Source organism: Streptomyces telluris, assembly GCF_024519335.1.
Lineage (GTDB): Bacteria > Actinomycetota > Actinomycetes > Streptomycetales > Streptomycetaceae > Streptomyces > Streptomyces telluris.
The window spans coordinates 80,135-100,043 of the sequence record NZ_JANIID010000010.1 but is presented as its reverse complement, the minus strand read 5'-3'; the positions used below and the strand labels follow the sequence as shown (position 1 = coordinate 100,043).

16 protein-coding genes are annotated in these 19,909 nt (G+C 74.6%); 6 read left to right on the top strand and 10 right to left on the bottom strand.

Annotated elements, in window-relative coordinates; genetic code table 11:
- Positions 1 to 140: 140 nt before the first annotated feature.
- Complete coding sequence (locus NQU55_RS14010) at positions 141 to 4,667, top strand: PAS domain-containing protein (protein WP_168094181.1); 4,527 nt, start codon at positions 141 to 143, stop codon at positions 4,665 to 4,667.
- A 19-nt stretch (positions 4,668 to 4,686) separates the two neighbouring features.
- On the opposite strand, the gene NQU55_RS14005 is transcribed toward NQU55_RS14010, so the two are convergent.
- Positions 4,687 to 5,274: a TetR/AcrR family transcriptional regulator gene (locus NQU55_RS14005; RefSeq protein ID WP_168094182.1), complete on the bottom strand. Its 588-nt coding sequence runs from the start codon at positions 5,272 to 5,274 to the stop codon at positions 4,687 to 4,689.
- 113 nt (positions 5,275 to 5,387) lie between these two features.
- Here NQU55_RS14005 and NQU55_RS14000 point away from each other — a divergent pair, with 113 nt between their 5' ends.
- Entirely contained in the window at positions 5,388 to 6,662 is a 1,275-nt protein-coding gene (locus NQU55_RS14000; RefSeq protein WP_168094183.1) for an MFS transporter, read from the top strand.
- A gap of 105 nt (positions 6,663 to 6,767) precedes the next feature.
- Here NQU55_RS14000 and NQU55_RS13995 read toward each other — a convergent pair whose 3' ends face one another.
- The 8 genes from NQU55_RS13995 to NQU55_RS13960 form a co-directional block, all read right to left on the bottom strand.
- Positions 6,768 to 8,426 (bottom strand): long-chain fatty acid--CoA ligase, encoded by a 1,659-nt coding sequence (locus NQU55_RS13995; protein WP_168094184.1) that lies wholly within the window; start codon positions 8,424 to 8,426, stop codon positions 6,768 to 6,770.
- Between the two features lie 150 nt (positions 8,427 to 8,576).
- Positions 8,577 to 9,116, bottom strand: coding sequence for a SigE family RNA polymerase sigma factor (locus tag NQU55_RS13990; RefSeq protein WP_168094185.1), 540 nt, complete (start codon positions 9,114 to 9,116; stop codon positions 8,577 to 8,579).
- Positions 9,117 to 9,346: 230 nt separating this feature from the next.
- On the bottom strand, positions 9,347 to 10,180 hold the full coding sequence (locus tag NQU55_RS13985; protein WP_256790621.1) for a DUF1906 domain-containing protein: 834 nt from the start codon (positions 10,178 to 10,180) through the stop codon (positions 9,347 to 9,349).
- Positions 10,181 to 10,232: 52 nt separating this feature from the next.
- A complete protein-coding gene (locus tag NQU55_RS13980) occupies positions 10,233 to 11,378 on the bottom strand; it encodes a lipid-transfer protein (RefSeq protein WP_168096600.1) in 1,146 nt (381 codons plus the stop codon).
- Entirely contained in the window at positions 11,375 to 11,776 is a 402-nt protein-coding gene (locus NQU55_RS13975; RefSeq protein ID WP_168096599.1) for a hotdog family protein, read from the bottom strand. Before NQU55_RS13975 ends, NQU55_RS13980 begins: the two co-directional genes overlap by 4 nt.
- Complete coding sequence (locus NQU55_RS13970) at positions 11,773 to 12,681, bottom strand: bifunctional MaoC family dehydratase N-terminal/OB-fold nucleic acid binding domain-containing protein (RefSeq protein ID WP_256790642.1); 909 nt, start codon at positions 12,679 to 12,681, stop codon at positions 11,773 to 11,775. The genes NQU55_RS13975 and NQU55_RS13970 overlap by 4 nt, the downstream gene beginning before the upstream one ends.
- A gap of 306 nt (positions 12,682 to 12,987) precedes the next feature.
- Positions 12,988 to 13,305, bottom strand: a complete 318-nt coding sequence (locus NQU55_RS13965; RefSeq protein ID WP_168096912.1) for a hypothetical protein — start codon at positions 13,303 to 13,305, stop codon at positions 12,988 to 12,990.
- A gap of 346 nt (positions 13,306 to 13,651) precedes the next feature.
- Positions 13,652 to 14,242, bottom strand: a complete 591-nt coding sequence (locus NQU55_RS13960; RefSeq protein WP_168096911.1) for a TetR/AcrR family transcriptional regulator — start codon at positions 14,240 to 14,242, stop codon at positions 13,652 to 13,654.
- 103 nt (positions 14,243 to 14,345) lie between these two features.
- Between NQU55_RS13960 and NQU55_RS13955 the strand changes: the two genes are divergently transcribed.
- Positions 14,346 to 15,215 (top strand): pyridoxamine 5'-phosphate oxidase family protein, encoded by an 870-nt coding sequence (locus NQU55_RS13955; RefSeq protein ID WP_256790620.1) that lies wholly within the window; start codon positions 14,346 to 14,348, stop codon positions 15,213 to 15,215.
- A 60-nt stretch (positions 15,216 to 15,275) separates the two neighbouring features.
- Here the strand turns inward: NQU55_RS13955 and NQU55_RS13950 are convergent, their stop codons facing one another.
- A complete protein-coding gene (locus tag NQU55_RS13950; RefSeq protein WP_168094563.1) occupies positions 15,276 to 16,223 on the bottom strand; it encodes a putative protein N(5)-glutamine methyltransferase in 948 nt (315 codons plus the stop codon).
- Positions 16,224 to 16,512: 289 nt separating this feature from the next.
- On the opposite strand from NQU55_RS13950, the gene NQU55_RS13945 reads away from it, so the two are divergent.
- The 3 genes from NQU55_RS13945 (at position 16,513) to NQU55_RS13935 (ending at position 19,872) form a co-directional block, all read left to right on the top strand.
- Complete coding sequence (locus NQU55_RS13945; protein WP_168094564.1) at positions 16,513 to 17,787, top strand: LmeA family phospholipid-binding protein; 1,275 nt, start codon at positions 16,513 to 16,515, stop codon at positions 17,785 to 17,787.
- A gap of 134 nt (positions 17,788 to 17,921) precedes the next feature.
- On the top strand, positions 17,922 to 18,428 hold the full coding sequence (locus tag NQU55_RS13940) for a carboxymuconolactone decarboxylase family protein (RefSeq protein ID WP_168094565.1): 507 nt from the start codon (positions 17,922 to 17,924) through the stop codon (positions 18,426 to 18,428).
- A 148-nt stretch (positions 18,429 to 18,576) separates the two neighbouring features.
- The gene (locus tag NQU55_RS13935; protein ID WP_168094566.1) at positions 18,577 to 19,872 is read left to right on the top strand and encodes a glycosyltransferase; all 1,296 of its coding nucleotides are present in this window, start codon (positions 18,577 to 18,579) and stop codon (positions 19,870 to 19,872) included.
- Positions 19,873 to 19,909 lie beyond the last annotated feature (37 nt).

Below are 19,909 nucleotides of genomic sequence, written 5' to 3'. Positions count from 1 at the left end.
CGCGCCTCGCCGCACGCCTCGTCCGCCGCCGCGCCCGCCCCGGCAGCCCGTAGACTGCGCTGCAGTGACACGCCACGGCGCGGCGGAACGCCCGCCCGGCAGGGTCGGCAAGGTGCGGTAACCAGGGAGGAAGCGTCGTCGTGAGCAGCAGGCCATCCCGAGGCGCTGCTCGCCTCGCAGCCATACTCGACGCCCTCCCCGACGCCCTGTTGCTCGTCAATTGCAACGGCACGGTCGTCAACGCCAACCACATAGCTCTCGAGACCTTCGAGGTTCCCGGCACGGGGCTCGTCGGGCGCGGGCTGCTCTCCCTGCTGCCCGACTTCGACTCGCGCCGCATCCCCGGCTCCATGCGCCTGCCCGACAGCGACGACGGCCGCACCAAGCCGACGCGCATGGTCGCCCGGCGCACGGACGGTTCGGAGTTCCCCGTCGAGGTGACGAGCGCGAACCTGGAGGACGGCCGCACCCCGTACGCCGACCACCAGCCCTACACGGGCGACGAGCTGCTGATGCTCGTCGTCCGCGACCTGACCGGCACGCTCGACACCGAGGCCGAACTGGCCCGGCAGCAGCGGCAGACCGAGATGATCCTGCGGGCCGCCGCGGAGGGCGTCGTCGGCGTCGACACCGCCGGCAAGGTCGTGCTGGTCAACCCGTCCGCCGCGCAGATCCTCGGCTACCGCGCCAGCGACCTCGGCGGCCGCGAGCTCCACCCGCTGATCCACCACTCCCGGCCGGACGGCACGCCGTTCCCGTACGAGGAGTCCCCGATCGCCGACACGCTGCGCTCGGGGCGCAAGCACCGGGTGCGCGGGCAGGCGCTGTGGGCCAAGGACGGCCGGGCGGTCCCCGTCGACCTCACCACGGCGCCCGTGCGCGACGGCGACCAGCTCGTCGGCGCGGTGATGACCTTCACCGACCGCCGGGCGTACGACGCGCTCGCCGCGCGCCACGCCCAGCTGCAGGCCGTCCTGCAGGAGTCCCTGCGCGGCCCGCTGGAGCAACTGCGCGCCGAGCTCGGCACCCTGGCCGCCGACCCGGCCGGCCAGCTGTGGCCCGAGGCCAACCAGATCCTGCACCACCTGTCCGCCGGATACGCCCGGATGACGACCCTTATCGACAATGTCCTCGCTTATCAGGACCTGGACTCCGGCGAGGCCAAGCTGGAGCGGGAGACCGTCCCGCTCGACGAGGTCGTGGCCGCGGGCGTCGACGGGGCGGTCGAGCTGATCGGCCCCGGGCGGGCGCAGTTCGCCGTGCACGCACCCGCCATCGACGCCGAGGTCGACCCCGGGCGGTTCGCCCAGGCCCTGGCGCACCTGATCGCGGACGTCGCGGGCGTCGACGCCACGGGCAACGCGCCCGCGGGCGGCGCGCCGGCCGGCGACTCCACGATCGTCGTCGCGGCGGCGCAGCGCGGCGAGGTCGTACGGATCGAGGTGCGCGGCCCCTACGCGGGGGGCGACCCCGTCCACGGGCCCCTCGTGCGCGGCATCGTGCGGGCGCACGGCGGCGTGCTGCAGACCCACGACGTGCCGGGCGCGTCGGGCGGCAGCGCGTACGTCCTGGAGGTGCCCGTCTCCGCGAAGGGCGGGCCCGTCAGCCCCGCCGCCACGGAGCGGCGCTCCGCCACGGACACGATGAACGCCACCACCGTCATGCCGGTGCCGTCCCAGCGGGCGCGCGGCACGGCGGAGGCACCCGCCTCCGGTGCCGCCGACGCCTCCGCCGCACCGGGCAGCGGGCGGCGGGCGCGCCGGGGCGCGGACGGCGACACCATGGGCGACGGCGCCGCGCAGCCGGCACCGCCCGAGCAGAACGACGACACCCCGCCCACCGGGCGGCGGCGCGCCAAGCCGCGCACGGACGAGGAGCCGCCGGTGCCGCCGGCGGCGGACGGGGGCGACGCCGCTGCCGCGGGCCGGGCCTCCCGGCACGGGCGCGGCGGGCCCGAGGACGCCTCCGGTACGGGTCAGGGCGGCGGGTCCGGCCCGGATCCCGCGCCGGGCGCGGAGCCGAAGCCGGCCGGTGACGGCGACGCGAGCGGCCTCGTGCCGCCGCAGGGCTCGCCGGCCGGGCCGACGGGCCGGCGCGCGCGCAGGGACCAGCCGCAGCAGCCCGAGGCGCCGCGCGCGCCGTTCGCCCTGCCGCCCGCCGAGGCCGACCGCACGCCCGAGTCCGCCGCCGCGGCCGCCCCCACCGGGCGCCGGGCGCGCCGGGCCCTCGCGGAGTCCCCCGAGCGGCCGATCCCCGGCCAGAGCGCCGCGGAGCCCTCCGTCCCGCGCGCGCCGTTCGCCCTTCCCCCGGCCGACGCCGACCGCCCCCGCGAACCCGGCGGACTGCCGGGAGCCCCCCGCAAGCCCGCCGACGACGAGGGCCCTGCGGGCCGCCCGGCGGCAGGCGCGCCGTACCCGGTCGAGGCCCGCGGCGCCGAAGCGGACGCCCAGGCCGGGCGCGGCGGCACGTCGGCCTTCCTGGGGGCGAACGGCCCCGCGCCGGCGGACAGGGCAGGCGCCCCGGCGCCGTTCCCCGCCCCGGGCGGACCGGCCCCCGCCGGTCCGGGGAACGCTCCCGCACCGTTCCCGGGCCAGGCAGGCCCCGCGCCCGCCGACGCGAGGGCACCGCAGGCACCGTTCCCCGCACCCGGCGCCACGGACAACCCCGGGCAGGGCGGCGGCACCTCCGCCTTCCTCGCCCCGAACGGCCCCGCCCCCGCGGACAGGGGAGGCGCTCCGGCGCCGTTCCCGGCCCGGCCCGGGCCCGCGCCCGCGCCCGCCGACGCGAGGGCACCGCAGGCACCGTTCCCCGCCCCGGGTGGCCCGGACGGCCCCGGGCAGGGCGGCGGCACCTCCGCCTTCCTCGGAGCGAACGGCCCCACGCCCGCCGGTGCGGGGAACGCTCCCGCACCGTTCCCGGCACCGGGCCGAGCGGCACCCGCTGCCACGGGGACCGCTCCGGCGCCGTTCCCGGGCCGGGGCGGCCCGGACGCCCCGGCGGGGCGCGGCGGAACGTCCGCCTTCCTGGGGACGAACGACCCCGCCCCCGCCGACCGGGGAAGCGTCCCCGCGCCCTTCCCCGGCGCCGACGGACCCGCGCCCACCGGAGCGGATGCTCCCGGCCGGGGCGGCACCCCGTCCTTCCCCGGGCCGAACGGGCCCGCCCCCGCGGAAGCGGGAAGCGCTCCCGGGACGTTCCCCGGCCCGAACGGGCCGGCCGGACCGGCGGCAGGCCCGCGCCCCGGCGGCCCCGCACCCGGACCCAGTCCTGCCGGACCCGGCGCTCAGGGCACCCGGCCCGTCGGCGCCCCGGCGCGACCGGCCGGCGACCCCGACGCCGCGACGATGCAGTCCGGGCCGAACGGGCCCGGCCCCTTCCGCGGTGAGCACGACCGGCCCGGGCAGAGCGGCGGCCCGGCGCCGTACACCGGTGGGCCCACTCCGGAAGGCGCCCCCGCGTCGTACGGCGCCACGGGTGTGCGCGAGACCGACCCGTCCCGCTCGGGCGGCCCGGCCGCCGGTGCGGAGCAGCCCGCCGCCCCCGCCCCGACCGGCCGCCGCCGGGCGCGCCGGGCCCTGGCGGAGGAGCCCGGCGCCGCCGCCACGGACACCTCGGGGCGCCCGATCAGCGTGCGCGCCCTGGGCCAGGCCCCGCCGTTCGCCCAGCAGCCCGGCCAGGAGCCGGCGCCGGGCGGTTCGGGCCGCCGCCGGCGGCTCGGCAACCCGGCCGAGGGCGAGCGCGAGCCGCAGGCACCGCCTCAGGGGCAGCCGCAGGCACCGGCGCAGCAGCCGGCGCCGCGGACGCCCCTGCTCGACGCCCCGTCAGGGCGCGCCTTCGCCATAGGAGCTCCGGACGAGGGTTCGGAGGGGCCCGAGCCCCTCGACGGCCCCAACGGCGCGGTGGAGGTCGTGAACGCGCCGCGCCCGCCGATGGACGACGAGCTGCCCCCCGAGCCGCTGGACAACCCGCGCCGGCTTCTCGTGTGGCCCGCTCCGGACCCGTCCACGGAGGCGGCGCTGACCGAGCGCGGCTACCGGCCTGTGCTGGTGCATTCGCGCGAGGAGGTCGACGCGCAGACGTCGGCGTACCCGGCGGCGCTGTTCGTGGACCCGCTGACGGGGCCGATCACGCGCACGGCGCTGCAGTCGCTGCGCGAGGCGGCCGTCGCGGCCGGGGTCCCGGTCCTGGTGACGGCCGGGCTGGGGCAGGCGACGCGTGAGGCGGCCTACGGGGCGGACCCGGCGGTGCTGCTGAAGGCGCTGGCGCCGCGCGACAGCGAGATGCACCCGCCGCGCGTGCTGCTGATCGAGGAGCAGGAGCCGATCGCGATCGCCCTGACCGAGACGCTGGAGCGGCGCGGCATGCAGGTGGGCCGCGCGGCGACGGACGCCGAGGCGGTGACGCTGGCGACGCAGATGCGCCCGAACCTGGTGGTGATGGACCTGATGCAGGTGCGCCGCCGCCGCGCGGGCATCGTCGACTGGCTGCGCGGCAACGGCCTGCTCAAGCGCACGCCGCTCGTCGTCTACACCTCGGCCGGGATCGACCCGGCGCAGCTGACGGGGCTGACGGCCGGGGAGACGGTGCTGTTCCTGGCGGAGCGCTCGACGAGCGCGGAGGTGCAGGGCCGGATCGTGGACCTGCTGTCGAAGGTGGGCACGGACTGAAGGACCCGCGGCCGGGCGGCTAGGCGCCCGGCTGGGTGATCCTGCGCGCCGCCGTCCGCACGGACTCCCGCAGCGCGGCCAGGTCCCCGTCCTCCCCGCCGACGAGCAGCCGGCGGAACTGCGGGACGGCCGTGCCCCACCCGGCGAGCGCGCTGATCAGGAAGACGAGGTGCCGCGGCGGCAGCCCGGCGTCGACCGTGCCCTCCTCCTGGGCGACGGCGAAGGCCGCGGCCTTGGAGTCGTAGCGGGCGCGCCGCTCGGCCTCGTGCGGGATCTCGCCCTCCCCGTATTCGAGCCCTTCCCACAGGAGCAGCCGCAGCAGCTCGGGGTGGGCCTTGTGGTACTCCATCAGGCGGTCGACGTAGCAGTCGGGGTCGTCGGCGTCGACGGGGACGGCGGAGGCGAGTTCGAGCAGGGCCCGCTGGAGGACCTGGGAGAACAGCTCCGCCTTGTCGCCGAAGTAGGCGTAGATGAGCTGCTTGTTCGCCTTGGCCTCGCGGGCGATGCGGTCGATGCGCGCGCCGGCGATGCCGTGGGCGGCGAATTCGGCGGTGGCCGCCGCGAAGATGCGCGCCTTGGTGGCCTCTGGATCCCTTACGACTGCCATGCACCCAGAGTAACCAACTATTCGGTTGACAGCATGTTCCGTTTCACGTGAAACTTATAACCAACCAGTTGGTTATAAGCATGCCGCACCGTCCCGGGGGAGCCTCACCACTCATGCCGACGCCCACGCCGTCACCCACAGCCGCAGCCGCAGTCGGACCCGCACCCGTATCGCCCGCAGGGTCCGCAGCACCCGCGGCACCGGCCGCGCCCGCCCCCGCCCCGGCCCGCGGCGGCAACACCGTCCTCCTCGCGGTCATCGCCCTCTGCACCGCCGTCACCGCCGCGAACATCTACCTCGCGGCCCCGCTCCTCGGCCTCATCGCGCAGGACTTCGGCGCCGCGCCCTCCGCGGCCGGCTGGATCGCCTCCGTGGCCCAGCTCGGCTACGCCATCGGCCTGCTGGCGTTCGCCCCGCTCGGGGACACCGCCGACCGCCGCCGCCTGGTGGCCGTGCTGTCCGGCGTCGCCGGCGCGGCACTGGTCGCGGCGGCCTTCGCGCCGGGCCTGCCCGCGCTGGCCGCGGCCGTCCTGGTGGCCTGCGCCGCGACGGTCGTACCGCAGCTGCTGGTCCCGCTGGTCGCCGAGCGGGCGCCCGCCGACCGGCGCGGGCGGCACGTGGCCGCGGTCGTGGCCGGGCTGTTCACCGGCATCGTCGCGGCCCGTGTCCTCGGCTCCCTGGCCGGGCAGGCGTACGGCTGGCGCGCCGTCTTCCTCGGCGCCGCCGCGCTCACCGTCGCGATCGGCCTGCTGACCGCCGTCATGCTCCCGGCCGAGACCCGGCCGCGCCGCGCCGCCCGGCCGCTGAAGGCCATAGCGGGGCTGCCGGGCCTGCTGCGCCGCTCCCCCGAGCTGCGGGCCGCGTGCCTGCGCCAGGCCGGACTCTTCGGCGCCTGGAGCTCCCTGTGGACGACGCTCGCCCTGCTGCTGACCGCGGACGAGCCGTTCCACATGTCGACGGCGACCGCGGGTCTCTTCGGCCTGTTCGGTCTCGTCTCGACCGCCGTCGCCCCCGTGTCGGGGTCGCTCATCGACCGCTTCGGCGCGACCCGGGTCGTCACCGCGTCCTACGTGCTCACGGCGCTCTCCCTGCCCCTGTTCTGGCTCGGCGGGCACCGGCTGTGGGCGCTGTGCACGGCGGCCGTGCTGATCCACGCGGGCCTGATGGCCGGCCAGGTCGCCAACCAGACGCGGGCACTGGCCTCGACCGGCACGCCCGCGGCGGCCAACACGGCCTACGTCGTCACGGCGTTCGTCGGCGGCGCGAGCGCTTCCGCCCTCGCGGGCCCGGCGTACGCCCACTGGGGCTGGAACGGCGTGTGCGCCATCGCGGCGGCCGCCGTGGCGGTGGGCTGGGCCGGCAGCGCGCTGGTGGGCGCCAAGCGCTGACGGAGCGCCGACGGCGGCGCACCGGCGGCACGTGCACCGACGCCGGGCAGGAGGCCTTATCGGCGGCCCCCTGCCCGGCGTTCCGTGTCATCCGTCCGCGGCGGGTCAGCCGCCCAGGACGGTGACCTCCAGCTCGCCCTCCGCGTACTGCTTGCGGAGCACCTTCTTGTCGAACTTGCCCACCGACGTCTTCGGTACGGACGCGACCAGCGCCCACCGCTCGGGCAGCTGCCAGCGCGCCACCCGCTCGCCGAGGAACGCCCGCAGCGCCGCGTAGTCGGCGGGCTTGCCGTCCTTGAGGACCACGGTGGCGAGCGGGCGCTCGCCCCACTTGTCGTCCGGGACGGCCACGACGGCCGCCTCCGCGACGTCCGGGTGGGCCATCAGGTGGTTCTCCAGCTCGACGGAGGAGATCCACTCGCCGCCCGACTTGATCACGTCCTTGGCGCGGTCGGTGAGGGTGAGGAAGCCGTCGGACGTGATCGTGCCGACGTCGCCCGTGCGCAGCCAGCCGTCGGGGCTGAACTTGTCCTCGGGCCGGACGGGCTCCCCGGCCGCGCCACCGTAGTACGCGCCCGCGATCCAGGGCCCGCGCACCTCCAGCTCACCGGCCGACCGCCCGTCCCACGGCAGGATCTCCCCGCCGGGACCGGCGAGCCGGGCCTCCACGGAGGAGGGCAGCCGGCCCTGGGTGACGCGGTAGGGCCACTCCTCCTCCTCGCTCAGACCGGCCGGCGGGTAGGCCACCGAGCCCAGCGGCGAGGTCTCCGTCATCCCCCACGCCTGCACGAGCCGCACGCCGTGGCGCTCGTGGAAGCCCCGCATCATCGCGGGCGGCGCGGCCGAGCCGCCGCTGATGACCGTGCGCAGCGAGGTCAGGTCCCGCGGCCGCGCGTCGAGCTCGGCGAGCAGGCCCGCCCAGATCGTGGGGACGCCGGCGGAGACCGTGGGCCGCTCGGTGGCGATCATCTCGGCGAGCGGCGCGGGCTGCAGGAAGCGGTCGGGCATCAGCAGGGACGTTCCGGCCATGAAGGCGGCGTGCGGCAGGCCCCAGGCGTTCACGTGGAACATCGGCACGACGGGCAGGCAGGTGTCGGCGGGGGTCAGACCGAAGGCCGAGGCGGCGTTGACCTCCATGGCGTGGAGGTAGACCGAGCGGTGGCTGTAGAGGACGCCCTTGGGCTCGCCGGTGGTGCCGGAGGTGTAGCAGAGGGCGGCGGCCTGCCGCTCGTCGAGCTCCGGCCAGTCGAAGCCGGCCACGGGGCGGCCCGCGAGCAGCTCCTCGTACTCGTGCACGCGCGGCCGGCAGCCCTCCAGCGCGGAGCGGTCGCCCGGGCCCGAGACGATCACGTGCTCGACGGAGCCGAGGTGCGGCAGCAGCGGGGCGAGCAGCGGCAGCAGCGAGCCGTTGACGATGACCACGCGGTCGGCCGCGTGGTTGACGATGTAGGCGAGCTGCTCGACGGGCAGCCGCAGGTTGAGCGTGTGCAGGACGGCGCCCATGGAGGGGATCGCGAGATACGCCTCCAGGTGGTCGCTGTTGTTCCACATGAGCGTGGCGACGCGCTGGTCGCCGACCACCCCGAGCTCGTCGCGCAGCGCGTGGGCCAGCTGCACGGACCGCTCGGCGACCTCCCGGAAGCTGCGCCGCAGCGGCTCGCCGTCCCCGGTCCAGGTGGTCACCGTGGCGCCCCCGTGGACGCGCGCCCCATGGGCGAGGATGCGCGTGACGGTGAGCGGTACGTCCTGCATCGTGCTCAGCACCGGGGTCCTCCCGAAGACCTGTACGGCGGGTGGTGGTCCGCTGATTGTGCTGGGGTATCTCGCGGTAAGTCACTACCCCGGGGCCCCCGCGGTGAGCACTTTGCGTCACGTCGTCCCCGTGCCGCCGGTCACACGCCCGTCACACGCCCGTCATGCCGCGCAGGAGAGCTCCGGGTCCTCGCGGAGCTTGCCGAGCGCCCGGGAGACGGCGCTCTTGACCGTGCCGACGGAGACCCCGAGCAGCTCGGCCGTCTGCACCTCGGTCAGGTCCTCGTAATACCTGAGGACGACCATGGCCCGCTGCCGCGCCGGCAGCCGCAGCACGGCCCGCCACATCGCGTCGCGCAGCACCTGCTGCTCGGCGGGGTCCGCCGACGGGGCCGCCTCGCGCTCGGGCAGCTCGTCGTAGGGGAACTCCTCGACCTTGCGCTTGCGCCACTGCGAGGTGCGGGTGTTGACCAGGGCCCGGCGCACGTAGCCGTCCAGGGCCCGGTGGTCCTCTATGCGCTCCCACGCCAGGTACGTCTTGGTCAGCGCGGTCTGCAGCAGGTCCTCCGCGTCGCACGGGTTCGAGGTCAGAGAGCGGGCGGTGCGCTGCAGCACCGGACCGCGTGCCCGTACGTAGGAGGAGAACGACGGGTACACGGCGGTGGATGCGCTGGTGCACACAGGCGTCGTGGTTGCTGTCATGCTTCAACGCTAGGAGCGCACCTGTACCCGGCGGATCGGCCGCAGGTGCCGAAGGACGGTCCGCCTCAGGTCGTACAGGTGGGGCTGGCCCCACCTCCCGGAGGGGGAGAGGAACGGGGGGCCTCCTCCGGGTGCGGGCCCCGGACCGGCCCCGGACCGGGCCCGGGTCAGGCCCCGGACCGGCCCCGGACCGGGCCCGGGTCAGGCCCCGGACCGGGCCCCGGCCGGCGTCAGTCGATGATCGCCACGGGCGCGTCCACCAGGTTGCGGTCGATGGTCAGCTTCCGTCCCCCGTGCGACTCGGTGACGTTCCCCTGGTACTGGTGGATGCGGCGGTGCGGCTGCCAGGCCGTCCGGCCGATCAGCGGCTCGCGGTCCGTCGTGGGCTCGACCCGCCAGCGGGCGAACCAGAGCACGTCGGGCAGCCCGGTCGTGCCCGAGCGGCGGGCCCGGTCCATGTGCCGCACCCCCGACTCGGCGCTGCTGTAGAAGCCCGGCAGGTAGCCGCCGGCGCGCACGGCCGCGTTCCAGCCACGGATGTAGGACAGCGTCGTTCGGGCGCAGTCGCCGTCCTTGTCGTCGTACGCCTCCATGTCGAGGTAGAGGGCGCTGCGGGAGACGATGCCGAGGGCGGAGGCCCGGGAGACGGCGTCCTCGCCCTCCGACTGACCCTGGTCGTAGGGGTAGGAGCCGATCAGGAAGCCCCGCTTGTTGCTCGCCCGCACGCACGGGGACTGCGAGCCCACGTAGATCGGCAGGACGCGCCAGCCCAGGTCGTCGGCGCCCTCCAGCCAGCGCTCGCTGAGGTGGGTCTGGTGCGGGCAGGCGCGGGCCCGGCCGGCGAAGTAGACGCCGACGGCCCGGTAGTCGGACGACTTCCACGCGCTCAGCGTGGTCAGCGCCGGCGCCTGGCAGGTGTCCATGCCCCAGCCCCTGAAGACGGAAGCCCCCTCGTCCCTCGGGTCGCCCCGGTCACCGGCGCCCGCGGGATCGGCGCCCGCCAGCTGGGCCACCACCGCCGTCAGGGCGAGGAGATATCCGATGATCTTCCGTCGTCGGTCCATACCCGGAGTCAAAGGCGCCACCGACCGGCCCCCTTCCGTGACACGCCCCCGTTCATCCGTCTGCCCCGAGAAGCAGCCCGGACGTGGGAACTCCCGTACCGGCGGTGACCAGCGCCCGCGAGGCGTCCGGCACCTGGTTCACGGCGGTGCCGCGAAGCTGCCGCACCGCCTCGGCGATGCCGTTCATGCCGTGCAGGTACGCCTCGCCCAGCTGCCCGCCGTGGGTGTTCAGCGGCAGTGCGTCCGCCGCGACGAACGCGGCCCCCTCGCCGGGCCCGCAGAATCCGAACTCCTCCAGCTGCATCAGCACGTACGGCGTGAAGTGGTCGTAGAGGACGGCCACGTCGACGTCCGCGGGGCCCAGTCCGCTGCTCCCCCACAGCTGCCGGGCGACGACGCCCATTTCGGGGAGGCCCTCGATGCCGTCCCGGTAGTAGCTGGTCATCTGCTCCTGCGCGCGGCCGGCGCCCTGGGCCGCTGCGACGATCACGGCGGGCGGCCGGCGCAGCGTGCGGGCCCGCTCCAGGGAGGTGACGACCAGGGCCTGGCCGCCGTCCGTCTCCTGGCAGCAGTCGAGCAGCCGCAGCGGCTCGGCGATCCAGCGGGAGGCGGCGTGGTCGGCGAGGGTGATCGGGCGGCCGTGGAAGTAAGCGGCCGGGTTGGTCGCGGCGTGGCGCCGGTCGGTGACGGCGACGTGCCCGAAGACCGCGGGCTCCAGGCCGTACTCGTGCAGGTAGCGGCGGGCGCTCATGGCCGCCCAGGACGCCGGCGTGAGCAGCCCGTACGGCAGCCCCCAGCCGAGCGCCACGCCCTCCGCCGAGGGCTCGCGCCCCTGCACCCCGGCGCCGAAGCGGCGGCCGGAACGCTCGTTGAAGGCCCGGTAGCAGACGACGACATCGGCGATGCCGGCCGTGACGGCCAGGGCGGCCTGCTGGACGGTGGCGCAGGCGGCGCCGCCGCCGTAGTGGACGCGGGAGAAGAACGTCAGCTCGCCGATGCCGGCCGCCTGGGCGACGGCGATCTCGGGGCTGGTGTCCATGGTGAAGGTGACCAGGCCGTCCACGTCGCCGGGGCCGAGCCCGGCGTCGTCGAGCGCCGCGCGGACCGCCTCCGCGGCCAGGGCGAGCTCGCTGCGGCCGGAGTCCTTGGTGAAGGCGGTGGCGCCGATGCCGACGACGGCGGCGGTGCCGCCGGTCATCTGCGGGCCCCGGCGGGTGAGGGGCGGGCGGCCACGACCCGGCCGGTGACATGGCGGCCGAGGCGGTTCGTCCCGACCACGGAGATCTCGATGGTGCGCTCGTTCACGGAAATGATCCTTCCGGTCAGCACCAGAACGTCGCCCGGATAACTGGGCACCCCGAGGCGGATCGAAACCTTGCGGAGGACGGCCTCCGGGCCGAGCCGGTCGGTGACGTAACGGCCCACCAGACCATGGGTGGTGAGGATGTTCATGAAGATGTCAGGAGAGCCCTTCGCACGGGCCGCCTCGGCGTCGTGGTGCACGTCCTGGTAGTCGCGGGAGGCGATGGCACCCGCGATGACGAGCGTACGGGTGATCGGAACGGTGAGGGGCGGGAGCGCGTCGCCGGGCGTCATGCGTCCGCTCCCGCCGCCCGGTCCGCGTGGGCGCGGAAGACCGGAAGTTCCCACTCCGCGTCCACTCGTATGAATTCCAGCTCGACGGGCATGCCGATGCGCACGCGGTCGTGCGGCACACCCGTGATGCTGCTGATCATCCGTACGCCTTCGGCCAGTTCGACGAGCGCGACGGCGTAGGGCGGGTCGAAGGCCGGGAACGGCGGGTGGTGCACGACCACGTACGAATGGACCGTGCCGGAGCCGCAGGCCTCTGCCGTCCCCCACTCGGGCGAGCCGCAGCGGCCGCAGCCCGGCAGCCAGGGGAAGCGGAGCGTGCCGCAGGCGGCGCAGCGCTGGATGAGCAGCTTGTGCGCGGCGACGCCCTCCCAGAAGGGGGCGTTGTCGCGGTTGATCACGGGGCGGGGGCGGGCGGGGGCCGGGCCCGCAGGGGCGGGGGCCGGGGCGTACTTGAGGATCCGGAAGAGGTGGGTGCCCACCAGCTCGCCGGCCACGCGCAGCCGCGTCGTCGTGGTGATGAAGTAGCCCGCCCCGAGCCGGGTGGACTTGCGGGGGGAGACGGTCTCGATGACCGAATCGAACGTGATCTCGTCGCCGGGCCGCAGCGGGCGTACGTACTCCTGCTCGCAGTCGGTGGCGACGACCGCGGTGTACCCGGCGCCGTCGAGCAGGGCGAAGAGCTCGTCGTGGGCGGGGGCGCGCCCGGCGCGGGCCGTGGAGAGGCCGGGCAGGGTCCACGCCTGGAGCATGGTGGGCGGGGCGATCGGGTCGTCCCCCGCGTAGGCGGGGTTGGTGTCGCCCAGAGCCTCGCACCAGTGCCTGATCATCGGGGCGTTGACGGGGTCCGCGGCGCGTGCGGAGACGGCTGCGGGCCTGCCTTCGAAGGGCTTGAGCAGGTGGTGCACGTCGCCGGGGACGGGCTCGGGAACGGGCTCGGGAACGGGCTCGGACAAGGGCGTGGGAACGGGCACGCGGACCCCTCCTCGCAAGTTTTCCTGACTGTCCGTCAGATTTGCGGAGGGTGTCAAGAGCCGCGGCGTCCGGCGGGGAGACGGCGACGGCCCCCGCACATGGCTGCGCGACGGCACCCGAGTGCCGTCGCGCCACCATCACCGGACCCAGTTCACCAAGAGCCGATCACATCAGCCGGCCGCGTCAGTCGGCCGCGTCGGTCGGCCACCCGTGCCGCCCCGCCCCCGGGGCCGCAGGGGCTACCACAGGTTGGTGAAGACCACCGAAACGTTGTCCTGGCGGATGGCCGTGCGGGCCGGACCGCTCACGCTCGCGGTGTTGTTCTGGTTCGAGGCGCCGGTACCCGTGGCCTGCTGCTGGCCCGTCGTGGAGTTCCCGTGGTTGGAACCCCCGACGCCGCTCCCCACGACCGCCGCGGCAGCCGCGTTGGAACCGCGGTTGGCCACCTGGTTGCCATTGCCTTCGTCATCGGCGTGGGCGACGCCGGAGAGGAGGACCGCCGCCACGGGCAGAGCGGCGGCAGTGGTGAGGACGCGAGCAGTGCGGGTGCTTGCCATTTCTATTTCCTCCAGAACGAGAACGCTGAGCGGAACTGCTGCGAGCAGCCCGAGCGGACGGAACTGCTGCGCAGTGCCGGGCAGTTGGCCGACCGCCCGGCGGGGTATTCGACGTCGCGATCCGAGGTTTGCCCACCGAATCCCCGGCGAACCACCCGTCCCTCCTCATTCCCTCGCAAGCATGACCACTCCCGAATAAACCCCCGACACACCTGACAGCCCCCGGCCCGCGCCCCTCAGAGAGCCCTTGGGACCCATGCATCACAAGGGCAGAACCGTTCCGGCGAGATTCCGGCCGATTCCGTAAACATGGCCGAGAAGTGAACACCGCCGGGGGCGAAAACGCTCAGGCGGCGCAGGCCGCGTCGAGGAGGACTTCCGCCGCGGCCCGCGCATCGTGCCCGGCCGAAGGGTCCCCGTCGATCGCCGTGATCGTCGTGGCGCCCTCGATGAGGATCAGCAGGTGCCGGGCGAGGATCTCCGGGCGTACGGCGCCCGCCCCCGCCAGCAGCTCTTCGAGCAGCTCGCGGTAGCGCGCCAGGTGGGCGCGGGGCAGCTGCCGCACCGGACCGTCGAGGTGGCGCGTCTCCACGGCGGCGTTGATCACGGCGCAGCCGCAGTAGCCGTCGCGCGCGTACCAGCGCGTGAGCAGGTCGAAGAGGGCGAGCACGCGCTCGCGGCCGGCGGGCACGCCCTCCAGGTGGGTCACCAGCCACCGGTGGATGTGCTCGCTGCGGTACTCCAGCACGGCCTCCACGAGGCCTTCCTTGGAGCCGAAGTTGCGGTAGATCGTCAGCTTCGAAGCACCCGCGTGCCGGGCGATCTCGTCCACCCCGACGGTGTGCACCCCGCGTTCGTAGAACAGCTGGACGGCGCTGGACAGCACGCGGGCCCGGGTCGCACGCGGGTCGATGGTCGCTCCCGGCTTCACTGGCATGCCGTCAGTCTAGGGGCGGCCCCCAGGAGAAGGTACCGTACGGTACCGTCTCGTCCATGACGCCTCAACTCCGCTTCCCCGCACCACGGTTAGGGACCGCCGCATGACGTCCGCACCGCGCATGCGTACGTTTCACGAGGGTGAGCGGGCCGTGCAGCGGGCCGCCGGGGCCGACGCCAGGGCGGCCCGGGTCGCGGGGATCCTCGGCGAGCAGCTCTCCCCCGTCGCCGGGCTGTTCCTCTCCACCGTGTCGTGCGTGGCCCTGGGCACGGCCGACGCGGAGGACCGGATGTGGGCCACGGTCCTGACCGGCGAGGCGGGGTTCGTGCAGACGGGGCCGAAGACCGTACGCATCTGCGCCGCGCGCCCCGAAGGCGACCCCTGCGTGCCGGCGGGCGCTTCCGGCCAGGTCGCCCTCATCGCCATGGACTTCATCCGGCGCCGCAGGTTCCGGGTCAACGGCCGTGTCCGCCGCTGGGACCCGTCCGTGATCGAGATGGACGTGGAGGAGGCGTACGGGAACTGCCCGCGCCACATCCGGCAGCGCCTGGTGGACCCCGCACCGTTCTCCCAGGGTCCGAAGACCACCGTGCTCACCCGGCTGACCGACTGGGAGCGCCGGTTCATCGCCCGCAGGGACACCCTGTTCATCGCCACCCGGCACCCCGGGTCCGGAGCCGACGTCTCCCACCGCGGCGGACCGGCGGGCTTCCTCCGGGTGACCGGCCCGGGGCGGGTCGAGCTGCCGGACTACTCGGGAAACGCCCTGTTCAACACCCTCGGCAACCTGTGGAGCCACCCCCGGGTCGGGCTGGTGCTGCCCGACTTCGCGACCGGGCGGACCGTACAGATCAGCGGCCGCGCGGCCGTCGACCACCGGCCGCCGCCGGAGCGGTGGGGGCCGGAGGTCGAGCGGGTGGTGGAGATCGACGTGGAGCGGGTTGTCCGCACGACGACGGACCACCTGGGGTGAACGAGCGGGCCCGGCGGCGCGCAGCCGGCCGGTCTACCGGCTGAGAACGGCGCCGGGCCGCTAGTACGCGGTCGCGACGTGCGCGGTCGCGAGGTGCGTGGCCGCGGCCTGCTCGGCCTCGGCGTACGCGGAGTCGGCGTACGCGGAGTCGGCATGCACGGTCCCGGCCTGCGCGCTCCGCGCCCGTCGGCCGCCTCCGGGCCTGGTCCCGACGACGACCGTCGCATCCAGCTCGTCGCACTCGACGACCCGCGTCAGCAGCCCGCTCCCCACGAACGTCTCGACCGTCCGCGAGGCCTGCCGCTCACTCGTCTCGACCAGCAGGTGGCCGCCCGGCGCGAGCCAGGAGGCCGCCGCGGCGGCGACCCGCCGCTGTACGTCGAGCCCGTCCGACCCGCCGTCCAGCGCGACCCGCGCCTCGTGGTCACGCGCCTCGGTCGGCAGCAGGGCGATGGCGTCGGTGGGCACGTAGGGCGCGTTGGCGACGAGCACGTCTATGCGTCCGCGCAGCGCACCGGGCAGCGGCTCGTAGAGGTCCCCCTCGTAGACGATGCCGCTCGCGCCGATGTTGCGGCGGGCGCACTCCACAGCCGCGGGGTCGATGTCGGCGGCGTAGAGCTCGATGCCCTCCACGGCCGAGGCCAGCGCGGCCCCCACCGCCCCGGAGCCGCAGCACAGGTCGACGACGACGGCGCGCGGCGAGCTGAGGGCGAGGGCCTGCCCGACGAGGAACTCCGTACGCCGCCGCGGAACGAAGACGCCCGCGTCGACGGCTATCCGCAGGCCGTAGAACTCCGCCCAGCCGACCACATGTTCGAGGGGCAGGCCCGACGCCCGCCGCTCCACCATGCCGTCGAGCTCGTCGGGCGTGCGCGCCGCGGAGAGGATGAGCCCGGCCTCGTCCTCGGCGAACACGCAGCCGGCGGCGCGGAGCCTGGAAACGACGAGGGGGAAGGAAGAAGCGAGAGAAGAGGAAGAGGCGGAGGCGGAGAAAGAGGAGTCGAACATGGAGAAGCCTTCCGGATGACCGAAGGGCGCTCTCGCGGTCGGCTAGAGAGAGGAAGCGACCGTACAACCAGGAGAAGAGAGCACCCAGCCTGCAACAGCGGTAATGGGTCTCACCTCCTAGGACGGTTTCCTGCCAACTGCGGCCACAGTACATGATCGGCAGGAGGCGCGACCGTCCCGGACACCGGCGCGGGTGCGGGCGGGCTGCTGCGGGGGCATTGGCTCCGTTTTCGGACGTACTGCCGGTAGCGCTTGCGTTCCGGGGGATCGCGCGTGGTGGGATATGGCGATGCGAACCCCCACACGCATACCTTCCCGTCCCCCCAACCCCTATGACGAACTGGCGTCACTGGCGGACCCGGAGCCAGGCCAGGAGCCAGGCCAGGAACTCGGCCAGGAACTCGGCCAGGCACCCTCGCTGACGGACACCCAGCCCCTCACGGTCCTCCCCCTCCAGCTCCTCCACAAGGACCCCGACGAGGACGAGCCCTGGTCCCCGCCGAACCACCGCCGCGGAAAGCGCGGCCACCGCCGCCGCCGGAGCCCCCTCTCCGCCGCGCCCCGCACCGTCAAGCTGCTGATCGCCCTCTCGCTGTGCACCGGGATCCTGGTGCTGGCGGACCGCTGCGCGCAGATGTACGCGGAGAAGAAGGCGCAGCAGAAGCTCCAGCAGGAGCTCCACCTGGCGGCCGCTCCCCAGGTGGACATCCACGGGTTCCCGTTCCTCACCCAGGTCCTGGAGAAGCGCCTGCAGCGCGTGGACATCACCGTTCCGCACGTGGCCGCGGACCGCGTGTCGCTCGCGAAGGTCCATGCCAGCAGCCGTGACATCCAGCTGACCGGAAACCTGCCGAGCGACGTGCGCGGCGCCGTCATCGGCGACCTGGAAGGCGAAGTCCTGCTGTCCTTCGCCGACATGAACCGCGAGCTCGCCGCCTCGCAGATCGCCTTCACCCGCCGCACCGACCATACGATCGGCGCCGACGGAAAGCTGACTGTGGGCGGCCAGGAACTGCGCGTACGGGCTCAGGCGCAGCTGCAGCTGAACGGAAGCCGCGGCCTGTCCACGGAGGTGGACGACATGAGCCTCGACGTGCCGGGCATCGCCACGTACCGCCCCGGCAAGGGCAGAGGGCTGACCCTGCACCGCGAGACGGCCGAGCGCATCAGCCGCGACGCGGCGCGCGCGAAGGCGCTGTTCTCGGTCCCGGCGCTGGCGGAGCGGCTGGGCGTGTCGCGGCAGGACGCCGAGGCGGCCCTCAGGAGCGAGGAGAAGCTGCACCGCCTGACGGGCGCCCCCCGCTTCGTCGAACGGCTGACGCACGTCAACCTCATCGACGCGGCGATGGACAACCCGTGGCTGCTGAAGAAGCTCGGCATCGACCCGAAGCTGATCGGCGGCCTGATCCGGATGAGGCCACCGGAGCTCTCCGACCGCCTGACCTTCTCGTTCTCCCTCCCCAAGGAGGCGCGCGACCTTCAGCTCCGCGACGTGAGGGTCGAGAAGGACGGCATCCGCGCCACGGTGAGGGGCATGGAGCTCCCGGTGGGCAGAACGCCGTAGGGCAGAACTCCGCAGGGCAGAACTCCCCAGGGCGGAACTCCGCAGGGCAAAAAAGTTTCGCCCGTCCGTCACACTTCCCCGGCGCCATCCGTCAGTGCAGTGACAGCGATGATGAAGCCCTGAGGGAGACGACGATGGAAACGCGTGCGATCACTGCTGAGGTTACGGCGGCCCCCCGGATGGCCGTGGACCCCCTGGAGCTCGTTCCCGAGCTGGCCGAGGTGTCGGCGGCGCTGTTCAAGGCCACGGGCAACCGCTCGGTGCCGCGGACCACGATCAGCCTGCTGCAGCTGCGCGCCGGCCAGATCGTCGGCAACACGTACCTGACCGTCCTGCACACGGGTTTCCTGCGCAAGGCCGGGGAGTCGGAGGAGCGGATCACCGCGGTGGCGTCCTGGCAGGACGCGCCGTACTTCACCGCTGCCGAGCGGGCCGCGCTGGCTCTGGTGGAGGCCGTCCTCCAGCCCTCCGCCCACGGGGAGCGGGTCTCCGACGAGCTCTACGCACAGGTGGCCGAGCACTACGAGCCCAAAGCGCTCGCCACCCTGATGATCGCGATCGGCCAGGTCAACTTCTTCGTCCCGATCGCCCTCATCGCCAAGCCCGTCCCCGGCCGGGCGTTCAACGAGCCGTGGAACTGAGGCGGGCCGGGTAGGCGCGGCCGCGCGTGCGTGGTCGCGCGTGCGTGGTCGCGCCGTGGCCGCCCCGTGTCCGCCCCGTGGCCACGCCCCACCACCTCTATAGTTTGTGCCGATTCACTCCATTCCTTCCCGCGAGGGAGTCGGCGTCATGCACGTCCTGCTCGTCACCAGCGGCTCCACGGGGGACGTCGCGCCGTTCACCGGCCTCGGGGTCCGTCTGCGGCAGGCGGGCCACGCCGTGACCGTGGCCACCCACGAGCGCTTCGCCGGCCTGATCCGCGCCTGCGGACTGGGCTTCCGCCACCTCCCCCTGGACCCCGGGGACATGCACGAGGCGTGCGCGCGAAGACTCTCCGGCCGCGCGGACGGCCCCCTGGGGACGCTCACGATCGCCAGACAGGGGGCCGCCTACACGGCCGACCTCGCGCACGGCATCCTCCAGGCGGTGCGGCAGGGCGCGGACGTCGTCGTCGCCTCCGGGCAGGCGGCGCTGCCGGCCAAGGCGGTCGCCGACGGCCTGGGCGTACCCAGTACGGGCGCGCTGCTGCAACCCGTCGCCCCGACCGGCGACTTCGCACCGATGGCGCTCGGCCGCCGCTCCGCCGGACGCACGGGCAACCGGCTCATCTCCCGTGCTCTCTGGCGGGCGTTCCACCATCAATCCGCCTCGACCGTCCGGTGGGTGCGGGCGGAACTGGGACTGCCGCCGCTGAGCCGGACCGCGCGCCGGCGCCTGGCCGCGAACTGGCCGGTCTGGTACGGATTCAGCCCGCACGTCGTCTCCCGCCCGGCCGACTGGCCCTCCCAGCACCGGCTGGCGGGCTACTGGTGGCCCGAAGAGACGAGCGCCTGGCGGCCGGACGCGAGGCTGGCCGATTTCCTCGCCGCCGGCCCGCCACCGGTCTTCATCGGATTCGGCAGCATGCCGTCACCGCGCGCCACCGGCGAGCGCCTTTCGGCCGTGTGCACCGAGGCACTGCGCAAGGCCGGGGTCCGGGGCGTGGTGCAGGCCGGGTGGTCCGGGCTGGGAGTCGAAAGCACCGATGCCCGAGACGACGGTCAGGACGCCATCCAGGACGACGTCCGGGACGACATCCTGACCGTCGGCGAGGTGTCCCACCAGTGGCTCTTCCCGCGCACCGCGGCCGTGGTGCACCACGGCGGTTGCGGCACCACGGCGGCCGGCCTGCGCGCCGGCGTACCGGCGGTCCCGGTGCCCGTCTTCTACGACCAGCCCTTCTGGTCCGCCCGGCTCCGGTCCCTCGGCGTCGCGCCCGGAGTCCTGCCGATGGCGGACCTGACGGCGGACCGCCTCGCGGCCCTGATCACCCGCGCGGTGCGCGAACCGGCCCGGCGCACGCGGGCCGCCGCACTCCGCACCGCACTGGCCGCCGAAGACGGCGCGGCCCCCATCCTCGAAGCCGTCGAAGCACTGGCCCGGTGACTTTGAGGGCCCGGCGCCCCGGGGACCGCTGCCCGGC